Source organism: Bacillus sp. AK031 (assembly GCF_053903065.1).
In genome coordinates this window covers 3,175,164-3,201,916 of record NZ_CP096424.1, presented here as the reverse complement: position 1 = coordinate 3,201,916, position 26,753 = coordinate 3,175,164, and the positions used below count along the sequence as shown (strand labels likewise).

The window sequence follows — 26,753 nt, the reverse complement described above, 5'->3', positions numbered from 1 at the left end:
TGTCCCCTTCCTCCATTATGATGGCCAATTTTCAAAGAATTAATCAGGAAAATCGTGGAATTTTATTTTTTTTTAAGATGCATTCAAAAAAGGCAGTGTATACAGCTCCCATTATGGATAGCTGTGCTGTGCTTTGCTAAAATGAGATGAGAGTACATATAGAAAGGACGTTGCTTGTGTCACTATTGGAAATTAAACATTTGGTTGGTGGATATACACGCAAACCTGTTTTGAAAGATATCTCTTTTTCCATCCATTCTAATGAAATTGTCGGGCTTATCGGCCTGAATGGAGCTGGAAAAAGCACAACCATCAAACATATCATTGGGTTAATGGAGCCCAAGGAGGGGGATATCTCCATAAATGGACTGAAATTGAACGCTGAAACAGATGAATACAGAAAACAATTTGCCTATATTCCAGAGACGCCAATTCTCTATGATGAATTGACCTTAGAGGAACATATGAGGCTGACGGCCATGGCATATGGAGTGCCGGAAGCTGATTATAAAAAGAGGGCAGAAGGGCTATTGAAGGAATTCAGAATGGAGAAGAAGCTTGGCTGGTTTCCTTCTCACTTCTCAAAAGGCATGAAACAAAAAGTGATGATCATGTGTGCATTCCTGGTGGAACCGAGTCTCTACATTATTGATGAACCCTTTGTAGGTCTGGATCCGCTGGGCATTCAGTCCCTTCTGAACTGGATGGAAGAAATGAAGAGCAATGGTGCAGGTATCTTGATGTCCACTCATATTTTGGCAACAGCAGAAAGATACTGTGACTCCTTTATCATTCTTCATGACGGGCAAATCAGGGCGAAAGGCACACTTCAGCAGCTTCAACAGGAATTCGCGATGCCGGGTGCCACCCTGGATGATATCTATATCGAACTGACAAAGGAAGACAGGGAACAATGAAAAGCATCGAGGAGATTTGGAAAAGACGGGTTACAGAATATAATGCAGAGTTAAGGAAGTATCTGCGTTACATGTTTAATGACCATCTATTATTCGTCCTGATTTTTGCTTTGGGAGGGGGAGCTTTCACCTATAATCAGTGGGTGGATACACTAGACAGTTCATTTCCGGCTGCAATCATCATGGCGGTGCTTTTGGGGATCATCCTTTCCTGGAGCCCGGTATATACCTTTTTGCGGGAGGCAGATGCTGTCTTTTTGCTGCCGCTTGAAGGCCGGATGAAATCCTTTTTCAAAAAAGGAATCTGGGTCAGTTTTATTTCCCAATCGTATGTTTTGCTTTTGGTGCTGGCAGCAATGATGCCGATGTATGTAAAGGTGACCGGCAGGGGTTTTCAATCCTTTTTTCTTATTCTTGCTGTTCTCCTGCTTCTGAAGATCTGGAATCTGTATGTCAGATGGTATACCTTGAAAAATCAGGAACGGGAGACACATCTCGTTGACTATATTATTCGCTTTGCCCTTAATACGGTATTTTTATATCTCCTGCTTAATGAAGCAGCCATTGGGTTAATAGCTGCAGCGGCGGTCATCCTTTTGGGCTATTTATTCTACTTTATGGCCTCTGTAAAAGACAAGAGCCTTAAATGGGATGTGCTTATCAGTTTGGAAGAACAGAGAATGCTGCTGTTTTACAGGCTGGCGAATATGTTCACCGATGTACCTAAGCTAAAAGGGAAAGTACATCGACGCAAATTGCTTGATGTTTTGCTGAACATGGTGAAATACGATCAAAAGGAAACGTTTAAATTTCTATATATGCGTTCACTTATTCGGACTAGTGAATATTTCGGATTGTATATCCGGCTGACCCTGATTGCAATGGTTATCCTCTTATTGAATGATTCACTCTGGCTGAATCTTGCAATCGGTTTGTTATTCATGTATTTAACAGGTTTTCAGCTCATCCCGATGTTCAAGCGTTTTGATTATAAAATATGGGTATCGCTTTATCCTGTTGCGTCAACAATCAGAAAACAATCCTTCCAGCAAGTGGTGCTTTGGTCACTGATTTTCCAGTCTGTTTTATTTTCACTGACACTCCTGGTAAGCGGCCAATTGATACCGGCTCTTGTGCTTCTGGGGAGCGGCCTGGCATTCTCTTATGGATTCTCTGCCTTTTATCTGCTTCAAAGATTGAAGAAATTCGAATACTGACTGAAACTTCTTTAGTGTTTATTCCGTATAGTACGGTAAGTGTTTATTACATGCCATCATAAGGACAGGTGTTTGAAATGGACAGCTTTGATCGTAACGCACAAACCGATATGGAAATATGGAAGAGAAAGAAGCTTAAAAGAGCGGGAATACTTAATCGGACGGCTAAAAGAGCCCAGTCGAGGATTAACTCAGTCATTCCTGAAAAGATACACAGGCTGGTGACAGACAGCATCAAAAACATGGTGAAAGTCACATTGGCAGGGTCAGGCTTTGCCTCAAATGAAACCAAAGCAGTACCTGAGTCCCTGGAAGAAAAGGAAAAGTACATGGCAGACAGACTTGCTTTTTACAGGAAGGCTGCAGCACTGGAAGGAGCCGGCACAGGTGCCGGCGGAATATTCCTTGGAATGGCAGATTTCCCGCTTCTGCTTTCCATCAAGATGAAGTATTTATATGAGGTGGCAAGAGTTCATGGATTTGACGCCAAGTCATATGAAGAGAGGCTGTTCATGCTCTATGTGTTTCAGCTGGCATTTTCGAGCGATGAACATCGCCGTAAGGTATTCATGATTATTGATGACTGGGATACTGTTAAACAGGAAATGGCTGACCTGGACTGGAAGTCGTTTCAGCAGGAGTACCGGGATTATATCGATTTTGTAAAAATGCTTCAGCTTGTGCCTGGTATTGGAGCAGTTGTGGGAGCTTATGCAAATTACGGCCTGCTTGATGAACTGGGTGAGGCAGCCATCTATGCTTACAGGAGAAGATATTTCAGCTCAAAGCCATAAGGGGAGCCGGCGCCATTTAAGGATGGACGCCGGCTTCTGTTTTTTTGGGCCAGGGGAATTTTGTCCCCTTGCTCGGTAAGATAGCCCTTAAGCTAAGATCAATCAATATTCACTTACTTAATGGAATAAGTGATAGCTGCTTTTGCCATGACCTTGGCAGCTGTCAGCATCGCTCTTTCGTGAAAATCAAATTTCGGGTGATGGTGAGGATAAGGCTGGTCGATACCCTCAGGCTGTGCACCAGTAAAGAAGAATGTGCCGGGTACCTTTTGCAGATAGTACGCAAAATCTTCCCCGCCCATTTGCATTTCACATTCTTCAATTCCTGAAACCCCGGTAATGCCTTCTGCCGCTTCTACTAAATGATCGGTTTCACTCTGGTGGTTCACCACGGCAGGATACCCTTTTTCATAATTGAACGTATAAGAACATTGTGCAGAAATACAGGTGCCTTGGATGATACGTTCCATTTCAGAAATGATGAAGTCTCTCGTTTCCTCATTGAAAGTCCTTACTGTTCCGATCAATTTAGCTGAATCGGCGATTACATTGAAAGCATTATCGGCGACAAAGGAACCGATCGTTACCACCGCAGGATCTATTGGATTGACTCTGCGGCTGACAATTTGCTGCAGTGTGCCAACAAGCTGGGAGGCAGCTACAATAGAGTCTTTTGTTTTGTGAGGCTGAGCACCATGACCTCCCGCCCCTTGGATTGTAATCTCAAACCGGTCAGCGGCTGCCATGATTGGCCCCGTCCGATATTGGATTTTTCCAAGTGGTTCAGTCGCCCATAAATGTGTTCCGAAAATAGCATCCACCCCTTCAAGACACCCGGACTCCACCATTGATTTCGCTCCGCCAGGTGCATATTCCTCAGCATGCTGATGGATAAAAACGAGCGTTCCAGGCAGTTCGTCCTTCATGTCATTCAATGCTTTTGCCAGGACTAGAAGGGTGGCGGTATGGCCATCATGGCCGCATGCATGCATGACACCGTCAATCTTAGAACGGTAAGGAACTTCTTTTTCATCATGAATCGGCAAAGCATCAAAATCGGCTCTCAAAGCGATGGTCTTGCCGGGTTTTCCACCATGGACTCTGGCAACTAAACCATTGCCCCCTACACCGGATTCAACTTCAATGCCCAAGCGCTGATAGTAGTCCGCTATGTACCTGGCTGTTTTAACTTCTTTAAAAGAAACCTCAGGATTCTGGTGCAGGCAGCGTCTGATTTCAACCATTTCATCCCAATCGCTTTCCAATCTTGCGTACAATTTTTCAAGCATCTCCATGTCCCCCTAAACAATAGTGTGTTCCGAAAATGAAAAGTAAAAATTAAGAATATTATATCATTAGTTTCCTTTAATGAGACTCAGTATTTCTTATAGCTGTATGGGATGAAAGTATGATAAAACTGAGAAGGGGGAGGTGAAAGAGTTGTTAAAAAAGAGATATACATCGGCATGGTTGTCTTTTGCTGTGTTTCTGGCAGTGCTGATGCTGGTGGCCACCGATTACATAAAAGGATTTGACCGGCCAGTCTTTGAATTAATGGAACAGGCTTCCTTTTTGAAGCACTTCTCCATCATCGGGACAGAACTGGTCATAGGTACAATCAGTATACTGTTGATTCTTTGGCTGGCATTGAAGGAAAGGGATTTTACAGGAATAATTTTTACTGTTTTGGCAATAGGCGGAGGGAATTATATCAATAAATTTTTAAAAGAAACAGTCGAGAGGGAGAGACCGGCAGCCCTGCATGGGGAGGAAGGTTTCAGTTTTCCAAGCGGCCATGCAATGGTAGGGGTGATTTTCTTGCTGGTAATGGCTTTCTTTATTGCCAGAATGGTTGATTCATCAAAAGGAAAACTGTCTATTTATATATTGGCTGCAGCACTGGCTCTGCTTACTGGCATAAGCAGGGTAGTTGATGCAGCCCATTATCCATCTGATGTACTGGCAGGTTTTCTGATTGGCTTCTCGTACTATATCCTATGTGAGTTTATCTATGTGAAATTGAAAACACGGAAATAAATAAGGCTGGAACCTACGGGGAAGAAATGATCTCCATTAGGGTCCAGTCTTGTGTTATATCAAAAACATAGCCACGATTGTGGTCACAACCAATCCTGTAATAACCGGGACCAGATTTCTTCTGGCAAGCTCAAATGGATCAACATTACAAATCGCTGCAGCAGGTATTAAAGCCCATGGGACAAGCGTACCTCCTCCTACCCAGATAGCAGAGATCTGGCCGAGGGCCGTTAAGGTTGCAGCTCCGGAACCGATACTGTCAGAGAAGAGTGATGCTACGGATCCTGCCAACGAAATACCTGAAAATCCAGATCCGTCGAGACCGGTAATTGCGCCTACCGTGGTAAGAGTGACAGCCCCAACTGCTTTGGACAAAGGGACGACTGACGCCAGCGCACCTCCAAGGTCATTTACAATTCCGGAAGACCCATCAGGAAGGAACCCCTCACCAATGATAGACGTAAAGCCTGAATCTCCGAGATAAAAGAAGGCAGCGATGGGGATGACGGGACCGAATACTTTAAACCCAAACTGAAATCCTTCGATTAAAAAACTTGTCGTCTGTTCTAGCCCTTTGGATTTATAGCCTGCAAGCGAGATGATTAAAAGAATGAATATTGATGTGCCTCCAATCAGAGCTGTAGCATCTCCTCCTTGAAGGTCAAACAAGTACATAGCCAATATATTTAAAGCAAATAAAACAGGAATCATCAATGCAAACAGCTTTTTAGAAGCATCGCTTAGTAATTCGGGTCCTGCTTCTTTTTGAACTTCCTCAATTTCAGATTCTTTCACCAGCAAAACGCCTTTTTTCATATCTCTTTTCAAGAGCAGGAACGCTGTTAAGGTTGTTACAATCCCCATCACGGCGACTAAGGGAATACTTGCGCCAATAACTTGGGAAACATCCAACCCAGCTGCATCAGCTGTAAGCTTTGGTGCGGCCTGGATGACAAAGTCTCCGGAAAGGGCAATTCCATGGCCGAACAAGTTCATCGCCATCGCAATGCCAAGTGCCGGGAGACCTACACGCAGTGCAACGGGAACTAGAACAGCTCCCAATAAGGCTACGGCAGGTGAGGGCCAGAAGAACCATGAAATCAGCATCATCACGATCCCGATCGTCCAATAAGCGAGTGCAGGTGTTTTGATCAGACGGGCAAAAGGCCTGATCATCACATCATTGATGCCGGTCCTGGTAAGGGTTTTACTCATTCCAACGATGATGGAGATGACGAGAATCGTGGATAATAGCTCTGTGATGGCATAAATGAAGCTGTTGAACACACTGCTGACGGAACTGGTCAAAGATCCTTTTGCAAGCAAAGCAATCAGGAATATTCCGGCGATACACACAATGGTTGTATCCTTCCTGAATACCATAAATAGAATGATCAACCCGATAAAAACAATATACAGCCAGTGTAATGCCGTTAATTCCACTAGCATAAAGATACCCCCTCATACGAAGTGCGGTTCTAAAAAAGGGCTTTTGCCTTTTTTGGTATTACAGAATATTCACTTGAACAAGGAAGGTGAGCGGGTAAAAGAAAAAAATTCCGTCCCTGGACGGAGACGAAATCCTGCCGGTGCTCCTCTTAAAGTAAAGGAAATCCAAGTAGAATAAAAAATAATAAAAGGATTTTGATGGTAATCATCGAAATGAAAAAAGAATGGTAAAAGGCGGTGGGGATTTTGAGACATTCTGGCGGAAAACAGTGGTTTTTCTCAGCTATTCTATTATTTACCGGCATAATATTGCTGCTTATCAATATTGGTGTCATTTCCTTGGAAATAAAACAGTTATTTGTCATTTCCATTCCCTTTCTGATTGCTCTTGAAGGGTTGAAGTGGGTCATTAATAGCATCAGGTGGAAAAGAACAGGAAAATTCACAGTGGGATTGTTCCTATTTATTTTTGGAATATTATTGATACTTGATGTTTTTGACTTTATTTCATTCAGTTATGGAGACTGGTTGAAACTGTGGCCGGTTATCCTGATCGGGATTGCTTTCATGGTGATATGGAAGAAGAATAAGATTAAATTCAGTGTGTCCAGTGATTATCCCTTTGAAAAGGAGAATAGTGGAAACCGCGAGGCGGACGAACAGCATAAGGCAGACAAACATGAGAAACAAAGAACGAAAGTGAACAGGGGATTAATCATTGGCGATGTGAAATTCAACCAGCCGAATTGGCCGCTTGAATCGATGCGGTTATACAACGTGATAGGAGACTATTACTTTGACCTGAGCAAAGCTTATATTCCAGAGGGAGAAACACCGATTCATCTAAAAGGCTGGATAGGTGATGTGAAAATGCTCATTCCGGAAGACATCCCAGTAGATATAAAAGTGGAAGGGAATGTCGGCGATATTAAAGTTTTTGATCAGAAGTCATCAGATATTAAGCCAAGCTTGCATTACCGGTCGGATGATTATGAAGAGGCAGAGAAGAAAATCAGTATTGTAATAGAGTTTAAAATAGGGTCGGTAAGAATTAACCGGGTATAAGGAGATGTTTCCATTGAATAAATCATCCAATATGCGTTTTTGGTTTTTTAGAAGCTTCTTTATGATGGGATTAATGGGAACATTGTTTTTCTTTCTTATTATCCAGTTTTATATTTTGGTAACGGACGATCAGCACATTACGTTAGCTGGTTCACTGTATTTGACTTTGCTCATCTTTGTCATCTACCTGCTGCTCAGTGTTTATTTCGGATTCCGTACAGGCTATTTGTTTAAAGGAAGACTAGATGACATTTCCACATTTGTCTCCATTTTAAGAAGCGGTCGGTTTTCAGCGAGAGTGGATGGTTTCAAGCAGGATGAAATTGGAGTCATTTCGGACGAATTAAACCAGCTTGCATTCTATATACAAGAACAGGTAAAGTCGCTCCAAAGGCTTGCGGACGAAAAGTCGGAACTGGCTGACCAGGCACACCAGGCAGCTGTAATGGAAGAAAGGCACCGGCTGGCAAGGGATTTGCATGATTCAGTCAGCCAGCAGTTGTTTGCTCTCAATATGCTGTCATCTGCAGCTGTCCGCACGGTACAAAAAAAACCGAAAGAGGCCGAACCAATTTTAAATCAGGTAGCTGAAATAGCCTCAAAGGCCCAGGGGGAAATGCGGGCGCTGCTTCTCCACCTAAGACCGATTGACCTTAAAGGAGAAAGCCTTGTTCAGGGGCTGAAAAAACTCATTTTGGAGTTGAAGGAAAAGACACCTATTGAAATTACCGCCGAATTTGAAGACCTCGATGGGTTGACCAAGGGAGCAGAAGCACACTTGTTTCGCATAGTACAAGAAGGGATATCTAATATTCTGAGACACGCAGATGCGAGCCAAATTAAAATTTCTGCCAAAAAATTGGATTCAAACCTCAATCTCTACATCAGTGATAATGGAAAAGGGTTTAGTGTCAACCAGCAGAAAATGACCTCCTATGGCCTTCAGACAATGAGGGAGAGATGTGAAGAAATCGGAGGTATTTTCCAAATTCGCTCAAAAAAGAATGAAGGTACATATATAAATATAAGAGTACCTTTAAGGGAAGAGGGAGAGAGCTTGAATGGATAAAATCAAAGTGATGATCGTAGATGATCATGAAATGGTCAGACTTGGCATGAAAACGTACCTCTTAACTGAAGAAAAGATTGAGTTTCTAGGAGAAGCAAGCAGCGGGAGGGAGGCTGTGCAACTTGCAAAGCTGTATCAACCCCAAATCATTCTGATGGATCTATTAATGGAAGACGGCAATGGAATTGAAGCGACACAGGAAATTCTAAAGTTTCTCCCGGAATGTAAGATTATCATACTTACAAGCTATTATGACGATGAAAAAGTTTTTCCTGCCATTGAGGCAGGTGCACACAGCTATCTGTTGAAAACGGCCAGTGCCGATGAAGTCATATCAGCTGTATACAAAGCGGTTAAAGGGGAAAGTGTGATCGCCCCTAAGGTTGCCGATAAAATGATGAACAGGTTCCGTCCTCAGGAAAAGAAGCTCCATGAAGAGTTGACAGCAAGGGAATTGGATGTATTAAAATGTCTTGGTGAAGGAATGACGAACCAGGAAATCTCTGATGAACTGTTTATAGGGGTTAAAACAACAAAAACCCATGTCAGCAATATCCTCAGCAAATTAGGGGTGGCGGACAGGACACAGGCAGCGATTTATGCAAACCGTAATGGCATATTGATGAATAATCCGGAAAAGTGAACGCAGTGCCGCACAATGGCATTACAGGTGGGCATAAAAAAAGATTCACTTCGGAGAAATGGACAAAGGCCAAGCCATTCAAAATCGAATGGCTTGGCCTTTGTGTTTATAAAATCAAGAAAAATTTGTGGGTTTAGGGATTCGGTTCTGAATCCAGCCCCTCGGCACGCTTGCGCTTTTTACTCTTCATCTTCAGCTATGCTGTATTTGGAGACATAGGAAGGGCGCGCGAACAAGTTACGCTGGGCATCCACTCCATCTTCGGTGCCTCTTTTTTCATGTGCTTTGGCATATTGCTGTGAATCCTGCCACTGCTTAAAGGAATGCTCATCTTCCCATTGAGTCAGGATAGCGTATGTGTCTGTTTCAATGGGACGCAGCACCCTGATTGCGATAAAGCCGTCCACCTGTTCAATAAGGCCCGCGCGGTTTTTAAAGCGGTATTCAAAAATCGGACGGCCCTCGTCGGAAACCGGAATATTGTTGATCACCACAAAGCCGTGCTTTTTCAAATCGCCGACAGAATCGATGACTTCATATCTTCTAGGCTCCTGGAATACCGATTTACCTTCCGTTTCATGTACAAGGACAGATGTGTCGGCATTATCCATAAGAACCATTGTCTGGTCTGTATGTTTATTTTCCAATGTCTTCAAAAACTCGTGTGTTCCGCTTGTCATAAATACATACATTTCATTTCACTCCTGCTACAAGTTTTTTATTATTATCTTTCCCTTTAAACGGCAGCATAAACTGAATCAATTTACTGCCCTGCTATGTAAAAAATCGTGATGGATCAGCTTTTGGTAATTATGATACCGTTTTCATTTCCCGTGGGCAAATAAGAGCCTTTAAATTTGAACAAACAGTCATGGAAAAATCGGCAAATTTATGACATTTAAAGTCCTTAACTATACTTTTATAGTGGAAAAGTCTATAGTGAAAACGTGATATAAGAACGGATAGGCTCATATAGCTACTTCATTTTTTATTCTTTAGGCAAAATATAATACAATGGGTGTTACATAGTCGATTAAGAAAGGTGGACATATAAATCATGAAAAAAATGAATGATACGTTTTTGAAAGCTGCAAGAGGTGAAAAGACCGATTACACACCAGTATGGTATATGAGGCAGGCGGGGCGTTCCCAGCCTGAATACAGAGAGCTTAAGGAGAAATATTCTTTATTTGAAATTACTCATCAACCGGAAATTTGTGCTTATGTAACAAGGCTGCCTGTGGAACAATATGATGTCGATGCGGCAATCCTTTACAAAGATATCATGTCTCCTCTTCCGTCCATCGGTGTGGATGTCGATATCAAGACAGGGATAGGCCCGGTAATTGATAACCCGATCAGGTCGCTTTCTGATGTAGAAAAGCTTGGAGAAATCGATCCTGAGAGTGACGTGCCTTACGTCCTGGATACAATCAAGCTTCTAACGCAGGAACAGTTATCTGTGCCGCTGATCGGCTTTGCGGGTGCTCCATTTACACTTGCCAGCTATATGATAGAAGGCGGCCCTTCGAAAAACTATAACAAAACCAAAGCGTTTATGTACGCAGAACCGAAAGCCTGGTTTACTTTAATGGACAAGCTTGCAGACATGACGATCGCATACGGACGTGCCCAAATCAAAGCGGGAGCTTCTGCCTTCCAAATTTTTGATTCCTGGGTGGGTGCATTGAATGTCCAGGATTACCGGACATTCATCAAACCGGTGATGGAAAAGATTTTCACAGAATTGAAAAAAGAAAATGTGCCATTGATCATGTTCGGTGTAGGTGCAAGCCATCTTTCCATGGAATGGCATGAACTTCCGATTGATGTCGTGGGTCTCGACTGGAGGCTGCCGATCCAAGAAGCACGCGGAAACGGCATCAACAAAACAGTGATGGGGAACTTAGACCCTGCCATCCTGCTTGCTCCTTGGGAAGTCATTGAAGAAAAAGCAAAAGCGATCATTGATCAGGGAATCCAGGAGCCTGGTTATATCTTTAACCTCGGACATGGGGTTTTCCCGGAGGTCAAGCCTGAAACATTAAAAAGGCTGACTGCTTTCATTCATGAATACAGCTCACAACAACTAAAAGGATAAACTATAAATATTTTTCTAATGAGGTGAACGGAAATTATGGCAAAGAAAAAAATGGGCCTGCTTGTTATGGCTTATGGAACCCCTTATAAAGAAGAAGACCTTGAACGTTACTATACTCATATCCGCCATGGCAGAAAGCCATCACCGGAGCTGGTGGAGGACTTAAGAGAACGTTATGAAGCGATAGGCGGTATATCCCCCCTTGCTAAAATCACGCTTGATCAGGCTAAGTCTTTGGAAGAAAGGTTGAACGCTGCCCAAGAGGAGATTGAGTTCAAAATGTACCTCGGGCTTAAGCATATCGAACCTTTTGTTGAAGACGCTGTGAAACAAATGCATGATGACGGTATTGAAGAAGCGGTATCTATTGTTCTTGCCCCGCACTTCTCTACATTCAGTGTCAAGTCTTATAACGGACGTGCCAAGGAAGAAGCAGCTAAGCTCGGCGGACCTGAAATCACATCGGTTGAGAGCTGGTATGATGAGCCGAAATTCATTGATTACTGGGTAAAGAAAGTAAAAGATACCTATGCAGAAATGACAGAAGAAGAACGAAATGGAGCTGTTTTGATTGTCTCAGCCCATAGTCTTCCTGAAAGAATATTGAAAGACGGTGACCCGTATCCAAATCAGCTTCAGGAAACAGCTGACCTCATTGCCAAAGGTGCAGGAGTCGAACATTATGCTGTCGGCTGGCAAAGTGAGGGGAATACCCCTGACCCATGGCTTGGGCCGGATGTTCAGGATTTAACAAGAGACCTGTATAAAGAGAAAAACTATAACACATTTGTCTATGTTCCTGTAGGTTTCGTTTCAGACCATCTGGAAGTACTTTATGACAATGATTATGAATGTAAAGTGGTTACAGATGAAATCGGTGCAAGCTATTACAGGCCGGAAATGCCAAATGCGCAGCCTGAATTCATCGATGCAATGGCAACTGTAATCATGAAGCATCTGAACAAGTAACCAGCAAGTAAAGAATCAAAACTATAAAAAGAAGGCGATAAACCGTGGAGAAACAAAAGGTAGTAATAATAGGCGGGGGAATAACTGGCTTAACTTCAGCTTACTATTTACAGAAAGAGGCCGAGAAAACCGGACATCCGATCGAGATCAAATTAGTGGAAGCGAGCCATCGGCTTGGCGGCAAGATTCAAACTGTGAGCCGGGACGGCTTTATCATCGAAAGAGGCCCGGATTCATTCTTAGAAAGAAAGACAAGTGCTGCCAGGTTAGCGAAAGAAGTCGGTGTAGATAATGAACTGGTCAATAACTCTACAGGGAAGTCTTATGTTCTGGTAAATGAGGAACTTCATGCAATGCCAGGCGGCTCTGTAATGGGTGTTCCGACACAAATGGCTCCTTTTGTTACTACCGGTTTGTTTTCCATGCAGGGAAAAGCAAGAGCTGCAGCGGACTTTATCCTTCCTAAATCAAATGTGAAGGGCGATCAGTCACTAGGCCAATTCTTTAGAAGAAGATTGGGTGATGAGGTTGTCGAAAACTTAATTGAGCCTCTATTATCAGGAATTTATGCCGGAGACATCGACCAGCTCAGCCTGATGTCGACATTTCCGCAATTTTACCAAGTGGAGCAGAAGCACAGAAGCTTGATCTTGGGAATGAAAAAAACGACTCCAGCTCCTGCGACTAAACCTGGTGCAAAGAAAAAAGGAATATTCCTGACACTGACAAAGGGTTTGCAATCATTGGTAGATGCCATTGGATCGAAGCTTGATCATGACTCAGTTTTAAAAGGAGTCAGAGTGGAGCAAATAGAAAAAGAAGAGGGACGTTATACACTTCTATTGAATAACGGGGAAAGGCTTGATGCAGACAGTGTCATTTTAACAACTCCGCACCCGGCCATTCCATCCATGTTCCCTCAATATAACTTTTTTGATCACTTGAAGACGACCCCTGCAACATCGGTTGCTACCGTGGCCATGGCCTTCCCGGAAGAAGCAATCAAAAAGGATATCGACGGAACAGGATTTGTCGTATCACGGAATGCAGATTACACAATAACAGCGTGTACCTGGACCCATAAAAAGTGGCCGCATACCACTCCTGAAGGAAAAGTCCTCATCAGGTGCTATGTCGGCAGAGCCGGCGACGAAGCGGTTGTCGATCTTTCTGACAGCCAAATCGAGAAAATCGTCCTTCAGGATTTAAATAAAATCATGAATATAACAATGGATCCGGAATTCACAATCGTCTCAAGATGGAAGGAAGCCATGCCTCAATATACAGTGGGACATAAAGACCGTTTAGAAACAATGCAGAACAAAGTGCGGCAAGAACTTCCAGGGTTATTTATCGCCGGAAGTTCATTCGAAGGCCTCGGCCTTCCAGACTGTATCGACCAGGGCGAAAAGGCAGTCAAAAATGTACTCGAATACTTGTCTTAAATGATAGAGCATGCATGCTGGCAAACAGCCTGCATGCTTTTTCTATGTAGAGACCCTTTACCGCATCACCGCGCTGAAAGGGACAGTCCCTCTTAGTGCGTTAATGCGGTAAAGGGTTTTGTTGAGAGGAATATGTCTGGAGCAGGTACCAAGCAACCTGCTAAAAAGCATACATCTCTCCCTTCCAAACAACTATTTTTGAACTTTTTAAGAAATTTGTTTGACAAATCTGTGAACAAACATAAAATAGAATATAAAGGGGGAGAATCGGATGAGTAATAAACAACAAACATTAGCGGCTGTAAAGTGGTTTTCTGCGGCAGGTGGCGCGATCGGATTGATGCTGACAGTCTACAGCTTTTTTGTAAGCGGTGTCAGCCAGGACTATTTCCTTTCGATTGGAATCGGTGTAATGGTAGGGTTCATGTTCATCTTTGGAACAATGATTTTCTTGCCGCTTATCGAGGAGTTTTCAATGAAAAGCAAACCAGAAATGAATGGGATAGTAAAAAATCGAATTTAAAGTCAGGCTTATAGCTGGATGGGTTAGAGTGCAGTCTTGAGGATTTTTATCCTGCTGAGGTTTCCAGAGGAGTTTGCGGAGCAGAAGTTGTTCAACGCCTGCAGAGGGAATGGGCAACTTATCTAACTGACAGAGGCTGAAAAACAACAAATAAAAAAAGGCTTGGAGAATTTTATTCTCCAAGCCTTTTTTGTATGCCCGATTATTAGTGGGCAGCGTGGCCGGAAGTCAATACCCAGATGGAACCGACAACAATCACGGCGGCACAGAATACGGCATAAATGATATTGATAATCTGTACTTTACCATCTTCTCCTTCATTTACGTGCATGAACATGAATAACTGAAGACCTGCCTGCACTACCGCCAGCGTTCCAATCACCCATAAAACTACTGTAAATGACAGAGTTGTTTTTAAAGCAACCCATGCTGCTACAAAGGTAAGGACGAGTGACATGATGAAACCAACAAAGTGGCTTATTGGGTAACTTGTTGTACTCTTTTCCATTATAGCATCATCCCTTTCAAGTAAACGAATGTGAAGATAAAGATCCAGACAACATCAAGGAAGTGCCAGTATAGGCCGATAATAAAGACCTTTCGGGCAGTGACCGGTGTCAAACCTCTCTTAACAAGCTGGATGATGATCATCACTGCCCAGAAAATACCGAATGTCACGTGGGCTCCGTGTGTCCCCAGCAGAACAAACAGGCTGGAAAGGAAAGCACTGGTCTGGATGGTCGCACCTTCATGGACGTAATGAATGAACTCATTGATTTCCATGTATAAGAATCCGGCACCAAGGCCAAGTGTAATGATCAACCAGGTAATCAAGCCTTTTAAATTGCCTCGCCTCATCTCAAAGATGGCTAATCCGCATGTAAAGCTGCTCGTAAGCAGCAATACAGTCTGGATCATGACTTCTTTCATCATAAAGATATCCTGATGTGTCGGGCCGCCGGCATAACGTTGGCTTAACACAGCATATACAGCAAACAATGTAGCGAAGAGGGCAATTTCAGCTCCAAGGAATATCCAGAAGCCGAGGATATTCAAACGGTTTTGTTCTGTCTGATATTCTAAAGGCAGTGAAGTATCGACTTTAGCTGACATGTTTGTTCACCTCTCCCTTTTTGTTTCTCCATGAACGTTCCACTTCTTTGATTTCTTCAGCCGGGATGTAATATCCATCGTTATATTCGAATGAACGATAAATCAATCCTGCGATAATACCGAGTGATGCAATAATCGTTGCAATCTGCCACTCGAATACAAGGAAGAATCCTGCGATTCCAAAGAATACACACATGATGAATGGCAAACCAGAGTTGCTTGGCATGTGAATCTTCTTGATCTCAGAGTCACTTAGTGATAAACCTTCGTCATTCTTTTTCATATGCCAGAAAGCATCAATCGCTTTAACTTCAGGCTGCTTGGCAAAGTTGTAATATTGAACAGGTGAAGCAGTTGCCCACTCCAATGTTCTTGCATCCCAAGGATCGCTTGAGATATTTCTGTCTGCATAGCGGATGCTCCAGTAAATGTTGTAGCAGAATACAGCAAAACCTGCTGCAAGAATGACAGATCCAAGTGCAGATAATAAGAACAAGTTAGAGAACCCTGATTCAACCGAGAACGTATAGGAACGGCGTACCGCACCTTTCAATCCAAGGAAGAACAGTGGCATGAATGTTACGTTGAAACCGATATTGAACAACCAGAAGTGCCATTTACCGAGTTTTTCATTAAGCATATGGCCAAACATCTTCGGCCACCAGTAGTACAAGCCCGCGAATACAGCATATACAACACCAGGAATCAATACATAGTGGAAGTGAGCAACCAGGAACAATGTATTATGATACTGGTAATCGGCTGCCCCCATTGCAAGCATGACGCCAGTCACTCCGCCGATTGTAAATGTCGGAATGAAGGCAAGTGCCCAAAGCATCGCCGTCGTCATCTTGATGCGGCCTTTTCTCATTGTAAAGAGCCAGTTAAATATTTTTACTCCTGTAGGAACCGCAATCATCATCGTCGTGATCGAGAAGAAAGAGTTAACCGCAGGGCCTGAGCCCATTGTGTAGAAGTGGTGGACCCATACGACCATACTCAAGACGGCAATTCCGACAATCGCATACACCATTGATTTATATCCAAACAATGACTTACGTGAGAAAGTAGCAATGACCTCAGAGAAAATCCCGAAAGCAGGCAAAGCTACAATATATACTTCAGGATGCCCCCATAACCAGAATAGGTTGGCCCAAAGCATATCCATTCCTCCGCCTGATACAGTGAAGAAATGTGTTCCGAAAATACGGTCAGTTGTCATCAGCGCCAAAGCTACTGTAAAGATTGGGAAAGCAGCGACGATAATGACTGAAGTGATCAGTGACGTCCAGGTGAACATAGGCATTTTCATTAATCCCATGCCTTTTGTTCTCATTTTTAAGATGGTTACGATAAAGTTAATACCTGTCATCAATGTACCGATACCGGCAATCTGAAGGGCAACTGCATAATAGTTATTCGCTATTCCCGGACTGAATTCTTTACCAGCAAGCGGGAAGTACGATGTCCATCCGGCATCAGGGGATCCTCCGATGACGAATGAAATGTTAAACAGCATTGCTCCCACAAAGAACAACCAGAAGCTTAATGCGTTCAATTGAGGGAACGCAACATCACGTGCACCAATTTGCAGCGGGATGACAACGTTCATTAAACCTATCAAGAAAGGCATCGCCATGAAGAGGATCATGATTACACCGTGAGTAGTGAAAATTTCATTGTAGTGCTGTGAACTCAGGAATTCCATCTCCGGCCTGGAAGTCTGGGCTTTCATCAGCAGCCCGTCAATTCCTCCGCGGAAAAACATCAGGACAGCGGAGATGATGTACATGATTCCGATCCGTTTATGGTCAACGGTCGTGATCCATTCCTGCCATAACCATGTCCACTTCTTTAAATAGGTGATACCAAAAACCAGACCAATCATTGTCAGAGCAATTGAGACTTGTGCCCCTAGAATGAGCGGGTCACCAGTTACAAAAAATTCATCCCATTTAATGCCCATGGTGTTCACCTCCGTGTGATTCATCTGCATCTTCTTTATGCTCACTGTGTGAAGAATCCTCATCTTCGTCTTTGTCAGATTCATCTACATTGTCAGCGTTCTTATAATTGTCTTCTTCTTCAAACGTTTTTCCCTGATATCCATGATAGCGGTATAATTCAGGGTTCGTGTAGGTTTTAGAATCCATATCGGCATGATTCACCCATGCAAGGTGAGTATTGTTGAATGTCATTCGACCTAAGTGAGTAGGCTTTAATAATTCTTCATATTCGTCTTCTGTAAGTTTAGGAGCGGTATCCTTTACTTCATCGACCCACTCATCATAATCCGATTGAGTTTGAGCAAGAACTTCAAATTCCATTTCAGCATAACCGCGGCCGTTGAAATTTGAGTTTTTCCCCATATAAGAACCAGGATTGTCAGCTGCAAGGAAAAGTTCGGTTTCCATTTTGGCCATTGCGTATTTCTGGCCGCCTAATGCAGGTACCCAGAATGACTGCATCGTACTTGCGGAAGTAAGCTTGAACAAGATTGGAGTATCTTCAGGAATGTTGACATAGTTGACTGTCTCGATACCTTCCTCAGGGTAACTGAAGATCCATTTCCAATCAGCAGCAGTTACATGGATTGTAATTGGTTCTTTTTCTTCAAGGCTTTCCGGTACTTCTTCCAGCGCGTAAAGTGTTTTAACAGTTGGTATTGTCAGAGCAATAACGATCAGGATTGGGATTCCTGTCCAAATGACCTCCAGCAATGTGCTGCCATGTTCTTCAGGAGGCTCATAATCTTTATTTTCAGGTGTTTCTCTGTATTTCCAGATGATATAAGCAAACAATGCGAACACGACTACTACGACGATCAGCATCCAAATTAATGACCAGTTAATCAGGTCTGTGATAGATCTTGCCACCGGCCCCTGCGGCTCAAATACAACCATATTTGTTTCACAGCCGCTTAAGAAAAGCATCAGTGATAATGAAAGAAATATCATGAAAGGCTTTAGTGATTTCATTCTGCTCCCACCTTTTTAAAGAATGTCACAAATTGTTCAAAATTTGTTCAGTGTTTCACAAACTTACCTAAAAAAATTTATTAATTGATAGAAGAGGGACGAGAGATGCATAGTCGCGTCTTCTAGTAAGTGAATAATATCACAGGTACGTAGGCCAATTTGTTACAAAAAAAGTAAGGTTGATTTTTACATAACGCATCCAAGAAGAAAAATACCTTGCGAGACTTGATATAATAAGGATTTTTGAATCTGTGACAAGAATTCGAACGTTTCAATCCACCGTTTTGCCAGCATCCAAATGGATACTTGAGATGAAAAATTCTTTGTGAAATCAATAGGGCCTGACTTAAATTCAGTCATCTTCCACTAGAAGTATTGATAATGACAAAACGTTGTGGTAAAGTACATATGAACCAAAAGTGACCGTGTTTCATTTTTGGTCAATCGGTCAAAAAGGGTGAGATGATGTCAGTTGATCGCAAGAAATTAATTGTAGAGGCAGCAACTAAATCTTTTTCTTTATTCGGATATAAAGCGACGACAATGGATCAAGTGTCGAAGCTTGCCAATGTCGGAAAAGGGACCATTTATAATTTCTTCAAAAATAAAGAAGAGCTGTTTGATGAAATTATTGGAACTCTGATTAAGGAAATGAAAGAGGCTGCAGAGGAAGTGATTGTTCCGGCAAACTCTTTCTATGAAAATGTCCATGCCGCCTTATTCAGGATACTAGAATTTCGGAAAGAACATCAATTAACGATCAAGCTATTCCAAGAAGAACAGGAAATGGGTACACCTGCTGTTATAGAAGTTAGAAAAAGACTTGAAGATGCGATTATCTTCTTTATTAAAGTGAAGATTTCAGAAGCCGTTGAAAAAGGTGAAATCAAAAAGTGTGATCCTGAGATTACTGCCTTTGTCATGCTTCAGTTATATGTCTCTTTAATCTTTGACTGGGAGCAAGGCCATGAACCTCTTGGAAAAGATGAAATTGCCAGGTTATTCGAACTCTACTTGTTTCAAGGATTATCACCTAGATAATTCTTTCTTTTTACACTAAAATGACCAAGTGGTTAATTTGGTCATTCATTCCGAATGGGGGATAAAAATGAAGAAATCATTATTTAAAGCAGAATTCAAAAGTATCTTAAACAATCGTAAGCTGCTTATTCCAATTCTGGCGGTGTTATTTATACCGATACTTTACAGCGGAATGTTCCTATGGGCATTCTGGGATCCTTATGAACAGTTGAATGATTTGCCGGTGGCTGTTGTCAATAATGACAACGGAGCTGAATTGGATGGAGAAGAGCTCCAACTGGGTGATGAACTTGTAGACAAATTGAAAGAAAGTGATCAATTTAATTTTCAATTTGTAAATGGAGATGCAGGATATGACAATCTGAAAAATCAAGATTATTATATGCTTGTTGAAATTCCTGAATCTTTCTCTCAACATGCAACAACTCTCTTGGATGAACATCCAGAAAAGCTTTCTTTAAAATATGTACCCAACGAAGGATACAACTTTCTTTCTGCGCAAATAGGCGATACAGCCATGAAAGAAATTAAAGCGAGTCTTTCTGAATCGGTTACTGAAACCTATGCCGAAACGATGTTTGAAAGTATCGACAAAATGGGACAGGGATTCGTTGTTGCAAGCGAGGCAGCGGACCAGCTTGATGAAGGAACCCAGGAGCTTGCACATGGAGCAACTCAATTAAAAGATAAACTGGTCGTTCTTGCAGAAAAAAATCTCGAATTCAATAACGGAGTGGATGATGCCAAAAGCGGTGTAGATCAACTTACCGCGAAAACCTCTGAGTTATCCAAAGGCCTTGGTCAACTTTCTGAAGGGTATGGCCAGTTATATCAAAAAGCAGAGAAGCTGCAAGGCGGAGCTTCGGAAACAGCTGCAGGAGCTTCTCAGCTATCCGGCGGTATTGATGAAGCCGCTTCGGGATTGGATCAAATCATTAGCAATGCAGGTGCTTTAATTGATGGTGCAGATGCTATTGCAGATGGCACGGAGTCCCTTGAAGAGGGTGCTTTAAAAGCCAGCACAGGGGCTTCAGATCTCAACAGAGGAATTAATGCACTGAATGGTGCACTTACAGCTGTATTGCAATCGATGCCTGAAGAAAAGAAAGACCAAATACTGGCTCTATTAGAAAGCCTGAAAGCAGGAAGTGATGAACTTGCCGGCGGAACAGCCGGCTTGGCAGGCGGCGCAGAGAAATTACAAAATGGTGCATCTAAACTAACAGGCGGTCTAGATGCACTAAACAAAGCACATGCGTCTTTAAGAAACGGCTTAACTGAACTGGAAACAGGTTCAGCTCAACTTGCCGCTGGAACACAAAGTGTGTCAGATGGGCAATCGGCATTTATTTCTAAACTCGCTGAAGCCAATGGAGAACTTGCAAATGCTGCCGACGGTTCGAAACGGATCGCAGCAGGGGGAGCAGACTTGCAAAGCGGGCTTGGTCAACTAAAAGAAGGTTCAGCTAAACTGGCAGAAGGTTCACAAGGCCTAGCCCAAGGATCAAAAGAACTTGAGCAAGGAACGTCTAAGCTTAGTTCCGGAACATCCGAATTCAGAGAAGAAATGAAGGCTGCTAAAGAACAGGCAAATGAGATCAATCCGACTGAAGAAACATCAGATATGATGGCGGGTCCGGTTAATGTTAAAAAAGAGGCAATCAACCACGTCCCTAACTATGGAACAGGATTCGCTCCCTATTTCCTTTCTCTGGGATTATTTGTTGGCGCACTTTTAATTTCAATTGTATATCCATTAAAAGAGCCTGCACAGGTACCTTCTTCAGGTATGGCCTGGTTCAGAGGGAAATTTGCCGTTTTGACACTTGTAGCTATAATTCAATCGTTAATTGCTGACAGCATCTTGCTGCTGGGATTAGGCATTGAAGTAGAGAGTGTCCCTTTGTTTATCCTTACTACCATAGCGGCTAGTTTAACCTTTATTGCCCTTGTTCAAGCGTTGGTGACAATTCTTGGCGATCCTGGGCGGTTTGCGGCAATCATCATATTGATTCTGCAACTAACCACAAGCGCGGGAACGTTTCCGCTTGAATTGATTCCTGCCCAGCTGCAGCCTATCAGTGCCTTGCTGCCAATGACTTACTCGGTAGCAGCTTTTAAAGCAGTGATTTCGAGCGGTGACTTTGCATTTATGTGGCAGAACATCGGCATTCTTTTGCTGTACTTGATTGCCTTTGCTTCCCTGACAACGATTTATTTTTCCGGTTATTTCAAAAAAATGTATAACAACGAAATGGCCATGTCTGAATAACTGAAAGCGCTGGGAGCCGATCTCAGCGCTTTTTTTATGAAGAAAACAATTTCTATGAATCAATTTACATTTTTTAGTATAAATAGGCTTATAATAACAACACGATAAAGTGTCCAAGAGGTGAACTATGAAAACAAATCATCAGCCTGACATGACATCCGCTGAAATCGCCATGCTTTGGAATACTTATATGGCTGATACGATGGCGTATTGTATTTTACATCATTTCCTCAAAACGACTGAAGATAAAGAGATAGACCCGGTTATAAAGTATGCTTCCGAAATTGCTAAAGAGCATATCGAAGTCATCAGAGACCTTTTTCTGAAAGAAAATCTGCCTGTTCCGAACGGATTCGGCAAAAGTGATGTCAATTCTGAAGCCCCAAAACTTTTCTCGGATGTTACCTATTTGCGTTACATTCACCATGTAGGAAGAAGCGGTTTGAATGCCTATTCTCTTGCAAAAGGAGTATTGGCCAGAAAGGATTTACGTATTCTATACAGCGAATGGCTGCAGCAGTCTGACAAGCTGTTTGATATGGCGTGTGAAATCATGTTGGAAAAAGGTGTGTTTATACGTTCGCCTTATATGGCCTATCCTGAAAAAGTTGAGCATGTAAATGATAGTGAGTTTCTCGGGAAGATTTTTGGTAAACAGCGTCCATTGCTTGCTATGGAGGTTGCTCATCTTGGCACCAATATTGAAGTATCCAATGTAGCTAAAACGCTGCTGCTCGGATTCAGCCAGGTGGCCCATTCAAAAACGGTGAGTAACTACTTCAAGAAGGGGTATGATGCCACAAGGAAGCATAACGAACAATTTATCTCTTGTTTGAAGGACGATGATAATTCTTATCCATCCACTTGGGATTCAACCATTACATCATCAACCGAGAGTCCATTTTCGGATAAACTCATGATGTTTCAAGTGTCAACGCTTTCCTCCCTTGGCCTTGGAGATTATGGGATGGCAATAGCCGCCACTATGAGAAAGGATATTACATTGCTCTACGAAAGGCTGATTTTGAACCTTGGAAAGTTCGCTGAAGAAGGAGCCAAAATCATGATAAAAAATGGATGGTTCGAAAAGCCGCCACAGAGCCCTGACCGTGAGACTCTCCGCCACCAGAGAAATTGAAAATGATAATAAACAGAAAATAAGAAAAAGTGTATGATAAGCTTGTTAGGAAATATAATCCAGAAGGAGGCTGATATTGTGATACGCAACCAATGTTATTCAAAACGAAAGAACACCGATATCCTTTATTTTCCACCTTTTCATCCGTCATATATTTAATTGAAACTTGTTTGTTCAGGTGGAGGCTGTCGTTGAATCGGCAGCTTTTTTTATGGGCTTAGGTGATCCTGACACCTTTCGTTCTGTAACAGGAGTATGAGGCTGATATAGCCTTTGCGCTTAGAGATCTGTTTGAAGAAGGGGTTGATTTTAGCAGCCGGAGTGTTCGGATGTTCCTGGATGGGTACCGAAAGTCTGCGCCGTTATCAGATTCGGAAATCGAGAGAACCCCACAGTTTTTGAGGGTTCATAATCTTATTACCTATCAAATGCTTAGAGAGGCATTGGATGAGAATGCAGGACCCAAACAGCCGGAATGGATAAATGAACTGATTGCAAAATTGGAAAAAAAGCTGCTTCAATACGAAGAAGAAGTTAAAGCTTTTCACTCTTAGAATAGATATCATTTCAGTATAGGAGAAAAGAAATGGACGTTAACCAAATTAAGGAATACCTGATTGAAAAGGAGATATTGCCTGTTGGCACTGAAGTATTGAAGAAACTGCAGGGCGGTACTGTCAGTCAATTGTACACGCTAGGCAATGGAGGAAAAGCGGAGTTTGTCATCAAAGCTAATGACCCTGCTGTCATAGAATCAGAGGCATCATTTTTGGAGTTTTACAAACAGATGGACTTATTACCCCGTCTACTATATCAAGATCAATCAAATCGCTATATTGTCTATTTGTTCAGGGAAGGCGGTGTTCAAAAAAACCTTGAAAACAAACGGGCTGTTCTGTCATCGGCTGTATTGAATCTGTTGAATGGATATCAGGAGGTGCCGGTAAAGAAGGGCTGGGGCTGGAGAGACGTTCCTGTAGATTCTTGGGAAGAGTTCTTGTTACTGAGGGCAGAGGAAGCCTATAGAACAATGTCTTCTCATCTTGGCAGAAATGAATATGAACTGGTCGTTGAATTAATCAGGAAGTCGCCATTGGCCAAGAGGGGTGATGCCTTCTTGCTTCATGGAGATTGTGGAATTCACAACTTTCTTATCGATGAAGGCAGTCTTTCGGGTGTTATTGATCCCACACCAGTCGTGGGGCCGCCAATATATGACCTGCTTTATGCTTTCTGCTCATCTCCTGATGATTTAACAGCAGACACGATTTTGCATTGTACCTCTTTACTGAACCCTGCTGAACAGATCAACACTTGTGACCTGTTTGGTGAAGTATTGATTATACTATTTATCAGGCTGTCTACATGTCTGAAGCATCACCCGGAAGATTTCAGGGAATATGAAAAAGCGTGGACCGATTGGAAGGAAAAAGTAATAGGCTGCTGAATCGCAAACATTGATACGAAGGCGTACCTTCAGCAAAGCAACCTTTGGAATAAACCTTTTTATGGTTAGCATCTCTTCTCTTTAGAAAGTGGTTAGGCAGGTGAGCGTCCACTGATGCAAATGCAAGGTGGACCTGCTGCGAACCCGGCGAAATCGCCCATAGTGCAGCAGAAATCATTTTTTAAAAATTTGAAGAGATAATTATTAATTTACTAGTCTGAATGGCGTCCATTGAATTCCAGGAGTTTCATGAATGTGAGTAATGCGGACTGTGTAACCAGATAAATACAAAATGAATAGAAGAGGTTAAAACCATTTTTATAAGTAAACACATTGGCCAGGGTAAAGATGCTTTCAACAAAAACGGATAGAAGAGACCATGCCAAAATGAACAAAGCATTTCCCAACATGTTTATATGGAAGCTCCGGTGGATATAGGCGAAAAAATAGGAAAAAGGAGGATAGAGAAGGTAGACTGCCCCATCCATAAGGGTATAAGCGGGACCGTCCATGATATTATAGTAGTCAAATGCAGCAGCACCAAGGGAATTATCAAAAACACTGGCAGCGGTTAATCCGAATAACATAATAAGTACAGTATATTGAACGCTGAATTTTTTCGGCAGAAGAAAAACCGCCGCCCAAATAACCAGGATACTGATGAGCACAGTCCAGTCATTCAAATCAAAGGCTTTCTCATAAATCATTGTACTGTCGTTCCCCCTTGGCAGAAAAGAAATATAGTAGAAGAAAAGAAAAGCAAAACAATCCCCAAAAATAAAACAGGGACCAATAAAAGTTCCACCATTCATACTTATAAATCCCCAAAACTTCCCCTGTAAAATGAAAGACTCCCATTACAAATGCATAAAAAACAGAAGAGGAGAGAAAGGTTTGTATCTGATTCATTTTGTTATAAAACACTCTGAAAACAGCTACCAGCAAGGATGAGGCCAACAGTGTCCTATTCAGCAGGTAGGTTATATACAACTCCTCCTGGCTGCTGATTTCAAACCCTTTGAAATTTTCCGGTATCAAAGTGAAAGCATGAGTATGGATCAGGCAGGAGATCATAAATAGGAAGACAGAGTTCTTCAATAAAGAAATCTTATTATATGCAATCAATAAAAACAGGAGTAACCAAGTGAAAATAAAATAGATTGAGAAAATCATTGCAACTCTCCCACGCTGAATTCATTAATACTAGTATAACCATTAGCACCATAATTCAACGGGGAGTTATTGGACAAAAAAGCTTGGTTTCACGGATTTCCAGAATGCATATGCATTAATAACCGAAGAACAGCAAAATCTCATCCATTAATGGAAGTGGAAGAAAGCGAAAGAACAGGTTGTTTGAAAATCGTAACAACCACCTCACACTTATTTCACATTTTCCTATTATACTGAAGCAAGATAAACGTGAATAAATGTTACAGGAGGAACCTAAATTGAAGAAATTATTAGCTTTATTTATACTAATTGGCTCACTGATCTTAGCTGCATGCGGGAACCAGGAGGAAAATCATGAAGAGCATGGAGACGGGCATATGGATGAAGGTGGAGAGTTAACAACAATCAATGCCGAGCTTTCTGTACCTGAAACAGCTGAACCTGGTGAAAAAGTAGTGTTCAATACTCATGTTACAAAAGGTGAAGAAAATATAACAGATGCTACTGAAGTGAAATATGAAGTATGGATGGACGGCAATAAAGAAGACAGTGAAATGATTGAGGCAGAGCACGGGGAAGAAGGAAATTACTCTGCAGAAAAGACGTTTACTGAAGATGGAGTTTACTATGTTCAGGTGCATGTAACGGCCAATGACATGCATACGATGCCAAAAACACAGATTGCTGTAGGGGAAGCGGAAATTGCCCAGGAATCAGACTCTGAAGAGAAACATCATCATGAGCACGGTGAGGTCTCTATCCACTTGATGAAACGAGAAAATGTACAGGCAGGCGCGCAAACTGAGTTGACGGCAAGTATCGAGCAAAGCGAAAGCCCATTGACAGAAGCACAAGTGCGCTATGAAATCTGGCTGGAAGGACAAGAGGGGCATGAGTGGGTCGACACTGAAGAGTCTGAAGAAGGAACTTATAAAGGAATGTACAAGTTCACTGAAAAGGGTATGTATTATATAACAGTACATGTTGAAAATGATGAAGGTGTACATGAACATATAGAAGAAATGATTACAGTTCAATAAAATGGAAAGCTGAAGCGTGAGTACGCTTCAGCTTTTTTTACAAATCGTGATCCGTTAGACAGTTATCACAATGGTTTCCGTAGCATTCATGCTGCTCCTCGATATGCTCTCCGCATTGAACACATTGCTTCTTAGGTAAATTCCTGAAAAATTCCACTACATTCGTTAACATGTTGATCACCCTCCAGTTTTAGTATACCCCTTTGTTATATAACTGATTTTATCCTTTGTTATATTGTATTATAACAGCGGAGATTTAGTCAATCAATTTTGTATCTAATTCTAAAATAATGAAAAAATAGGCGTATTGAAGTATAGTGGA

General features: G+C 42.2%; 26 protein-coding genes. 17 read left to right on the top strand and 9 right to left on the bottom strand.

Annotation, left to right across the window (positions count from 1 at the left end; genetic code table 11):
* Window positions 1-176: 176 nt before the first annotated feature.
* From M1E09_RS16370 to M1E09_RS16360, 3 genes are all read left to right on the top strand, one after another.
* On the top strand, window positions 177-917 hold the full coding sequence (locus M1E09_RS16370) for an ABC transporter ATP-binding protein (protein ID WP_456271907.1): 741 nt from the start codon (window positions 177-179) through the stop codon (window positions 915-917).
* Window positions 914-2,134, top strand: a complete 1,221-nt coding sequence (locus M1E09_RS16365; protein ID WP_456271906.1) for an ABC transporter permease — start codon at window positions 914-916, stop codon at window positions 2,132-2,134. The genes M1E09_RS16370 and M1E09_RS16365 overlap by 4 nt, the downstream gene beginning before the upstream one ends.
* 77 nt (window positions 2,135-2,211) lie before the next feature.
* Window positions 2,212-2,928, top strand: a complete 717-nt coding sequence (locus M1E09_RS16360) for an EcsC family protein (protein WP_456271905.1) — start codon at window positions 2,212-2,214, stop codon at window positions 2,926-2,928.
* A 113-nt stretch (window positions 2,929-3,041) separates the two neighbouring features.
* Here the strand turns inward: M1E09_RS16360 and M1E09_RS16355 are convergent, their stop codons facing one another.
* Window positions 3,042-4,217, bottom strand: a complete 1,176-nt coding sequence (locus tag M1E09_RS16355) for a M20 family metallopeptidase (protein ID WP_456271904.1) — start codon at window positions 4,215-4,217, stop codon at window positions 3,042-3,044.
* 151 nt (window positions 4,218-4,368) lie between these two features.
* Between M1E09_RS16355 and M1E09_RS16350 the strand changes: the two genes are divergently transcribed.
* Complete coding sequence (locus M1E09_RS16350; RefSeq protein WP_456271903.1) at window positions 4,369-4,965, top strand: phosphatase PAP2 family protein; 597 nt, start codon at window positions 4,369-4,371, stop codon at window positions 4,963-4,965.
* 54 nt (window positions 4,966-5,019) lie between these two features.
* Here the strand turns inward: M1E09_RS16350 and M1E09_RS16345 are convergent, their stop codons facing one another.
* Window positions 5,020-6,414 carry a hypothetical protein gene (locus tag M1E09_RS16345; protein ID WP_456271902.1) on the bottom strand — a complete coding sequence of 465 codons (1,395 nt, stop codon included), beginning with the start codon at window positions 6,412-6,414 and terminating at the stop codon, window positions 5,020-5,022.
* 246 nt (window positions 6,415-6,660) lie between these two features.
* Here M1E09_RS16345 and liaF point away from each other — a divergent pair, with 246 nt between their 5' ends.
* Genes liaF through M1E09_RS16330 form a run of 3 tightly spaced genes read left to right on the top strand, consistent with a single transcriptional unit; the run spans window position 6,661 to window position 9,191 of the window.
* Window positions 6,661-7,479: a cell wall-active antibiotics response protein LiaF gene (gene liaF / locus M1E09_RS16340; RefSeq protein ID WP_456271901.1), complete on the top strand. Its 819-nt coding sequence runs from the start codon at window positions 6,661-6,663 to the stop codon at window positions 7,477-7,479.
* A gap of 13 nt (window positions 7,480-7,492) precedes the next feature.
* A complete protein-coding gene (locus M1E09_RS16335) occupies window positions 7,493-8,548 on the top strand; it encodes a sensor histidine kinase (RefSeq protein ID WP_456271900.1) in 1,056 nt (351 codons plus the stop codon).
* A complete protein-coding gene (locus M1E09_RS16330; protein ID WP_456271899.1) occupies window positions 8,541-9,191 on the top strand; it encodes a response regulator transcription factor in 651 nt (216 codons plus the stop codon). The genes M1E09_RS16335 and M1E09_RS16330 overlap by 8 nt, the downstream gene beginning before the upstream one ends.
* A 179-nt stretch (window positions 9,192-9,370) precedes the next feature.
* On the opposite strand, the gene M1E09_RS16325 is transcribed toward M1E09_RS16330, so the two are convergent.
* Window positions 9,371-9,883, bottom strand: coding sequence for an antibiotic biosynthesis monooxygenase family protein (locus tag M1E09_RS16325; RefSeq protein ID WP_456271898.1), 513 nt, complete (start codon window positions 9,881-9,883; stop codon window positions 9,371-9,373).
* A gap of 365 nt (window positions 9,884-10,248) precedes the next feature.
* On the opposite strand from M1E09_RS16325, the gene hemE reads away from it, so the two are divergent.
* The 4 genes from hemE (at window position 10,249) to M1E09_RS16305 (ending at window position 14,229) form a co-directional block, all read left to right on the top strand.
* Complete coding sequence (gene hemE, locus M1E09_RS16320) at window positions 10,249-11,292, top strand: uroporphyrinogen decarboxylase (protein WP_456271897.1); 1,044 nt, start codon at window positions 10,249-10,251, stop codon at window positions 11,290-11,292.
* Window positions 11,293-11,328: 36 nt separating this feature from the next.
* Window positions 11,329-12,261: a ferrochelatase gene (gene hemH, locus M1E09_RS16315; protein ID WP_456271896.1), complete on the top strand. Its 933-nt coding sequence runs from the start codon at window positions 11,329-11,331 to the stop codon at window positions 12,259-12,261.
* 44 nt (window positions 12,262-12,305) lie between these two features.
* Window positions 12,306-13,706, top strand: a complete 1,401-nt coding sequence (hemY, locus tag M1E09_RS16310) for a protoporphyrinogen oxidase (RefSeq protein ID WP_456271895.1) — start codon at window positions 12,306-12,308, stop codon at window positions 13,704-13,706.
* Between the two features lie 271 nt (window positions 13,707-13,977).
* Window positions 13,978-14,229 (top strand): hypothetical protein, encoded by a 252-nt coding sequence (locus tag M1E09_RS16305; RefSeq protein ID WP_456271894.1) that lies wholly within the window; start codon window positions 13,978-13,980, stop codon window positions 14,227-14,229.
* A gap of 205 nt (window positions 14,230-14,434) precedes the next feature.
* On the opposite strand, the gene qoxD is transcribed toward M1E09_RS16305, so the two are convergent.
* From qoxD to qoxA, 4 genes are read right to left on the bottom strand one after another with little or no spacing between them, the layout of a single operon-like run.
* Window positions 14,435-14,737, bottom strand: a complete 303-nt coding sequence (qoxD, locus tag M1E09_RS16300; protein WP_456271893.1) for a cytochrome aa3 quinol oxidase subunit IV — start codon at window positions 14,735-14,737, stop codon at window positions 14,435-14,437.
* Window positions 14,737-15,342, bottom strand: a complete 606-nt coding sequence (gene qoxC, locus M1E09_RS16295) for a cytochrome aa3 quinol oxidase subunit III (protein ID WP_456271892.1) — start codon at window positions 15,340-15,342, stop codon at window positions 14,737-14,739. The genes qoxD and qoxC overlap by 1 nt, the downstream gene beginning before the upstream one ends.
* Window positions 15,332-17,308 carry a cytochrome aa3 quinol oxidase subunit I gene (gene qoxB / locus M1E09_RS16290; protein WP_456271891.1) on the bottom strand — a complete coding sequence of 659 codons (1,977 nt, stop codon included), beginning with the start codon at window positions 17,306-17,308 and terminating at the stop codon, window positions 15,332-15,334. The genes qoxC and qoxB overlap by 11 nt, the downstream gene beginning before the upstream one ends.
* A complete protein-coding gene (gene qoxA / locus M1E09_RS16285; protein WP_456271890.1) occupies window positions 17,298-18,320 on the bottom strand; it encodes a cytochrome aa3 quinol oxidase subunit II in 1,023 nt (340 codons plus the stop codon). Before qoxA ends, qoxB begins: the two co-directional genes overlap by 11 nt.
* A gap of 465 nt (window positions 18,321-18,785) precedes the next feature.
* On the opposite strand from qoxA, the gene M1E09_RS16280 reads away from it, so the two are divergent.
* From M1E09_RS16280 to M1E09_RS16260, 5 genes are all read left to right on the top strand, one after another.
* Window positions 18,786-19,361, top strand: a complete 576-nt coding sequence (locus M1E09_RS16280; protein WP_456275020.1) for a TetR/AcrR family transcriptional regulator — start codon at window positions 18,786-18,788, stop codon at window positions 19,359-19,361.
* A gap of 67 nt (window positions 19,362-19,428) precedes the next feature.
* On the top strand, window positions 19,429-21,633 hold the full coding sequence (locus M1E09_RS16275) for a YhgE/Pip family protein (protein ID WP_456271889.1): 2,205 nt from the start codon (window positions 19,429-19,431) through the stop codon (window positions 21,631-21,633).
* Window positions 21,634-21,760: 127 nt separating this feature from the next.
* The gene (locus M1E09_RS16270) at window positions 21,761-22,771 is read left to right on the top strand and encodes a DUF3231 family protein (protein ID WP_456271888.1); all 1,011 of its coding nucleotides are present in this window, start codon (window positions 21,761-21,763) and stop codon (window positions 22,769-22,771) included.
* A gap of 329 nt (window positions 22,772-23,100) precedes the next feature.
* Entirely contained in the window at window positions 23,101-23,325 is a 225-nt protein-coding gene (locus tag M1E09_RS16265) for a hypothetical protein (RefSeq protein ID WP_456271887.1), read from the top strand.
* 32 nt (window positions 23,326-23,357) lie between these two features.
* Complete coding sequence (locus M1E09_RS16260) at window positions 23,358-24,218, top strand: phosphotransferase (protein WP_456271886.1); 861 nt, start codon at window positions 23,358-23,360, stop codon at window positions 24,216-24,218.
* Window positions 24,219-24,430: 212 nt separating this feature from the next.
* Here the strand turns inward: M1E09_RS16260 and M1E09_RS16255 are convergent, their stop codons facing one another.
* The gene (locus tag M1E09_RS16255) at window positions 24,431-24,925 is read right to left on the bottom strand and encodes a hypothetical protein (RefSeq protein ID WP_456271885.1); all 495 of its coding nucleotides are present in this window, start codon (window positions 24,923-24,925) and stop codon (window positions 24,431-24,433) included.
* Window positions 24,926-25,669: 744 nt separating this feature from the next.
* Between M1E09_RS16255 and M1E09_RS16250 the strand changes: the two genes are divergently transcribed.
* Window positions 25,670-26,431 carry a FixH family protein gene (locus tag M1E09_RS16250; RefSeq protein WP_456271884.1) on the top strand — a complete coding sequence of 254 codons (762 nt, stop codon included), beginning with the start codon at window positions 25,670-25,672 and terminating at the stop codon, window positions 26,429-26,431.
* A 37-nt stretch (window positions 26,432-26,468) separates the two neighbouring features.
* Here M1E09_RS16250 and yhfH read toward each other — a convergent pair whose 3' ends face one another.
* On the bottom strand, window positions 26,469-26,603 hold the full coding sequence (gene yhfH / locus M1E09_RS16245) for a protein YhfH (protein ID WP_456271883.1): 135 nt from the start codon (window positions 26,601-26,603) through the stop codon (window positions 26,469-26,471).
* Window positions 26,604-26,753 lie beyond the last annotated feature (150 nt).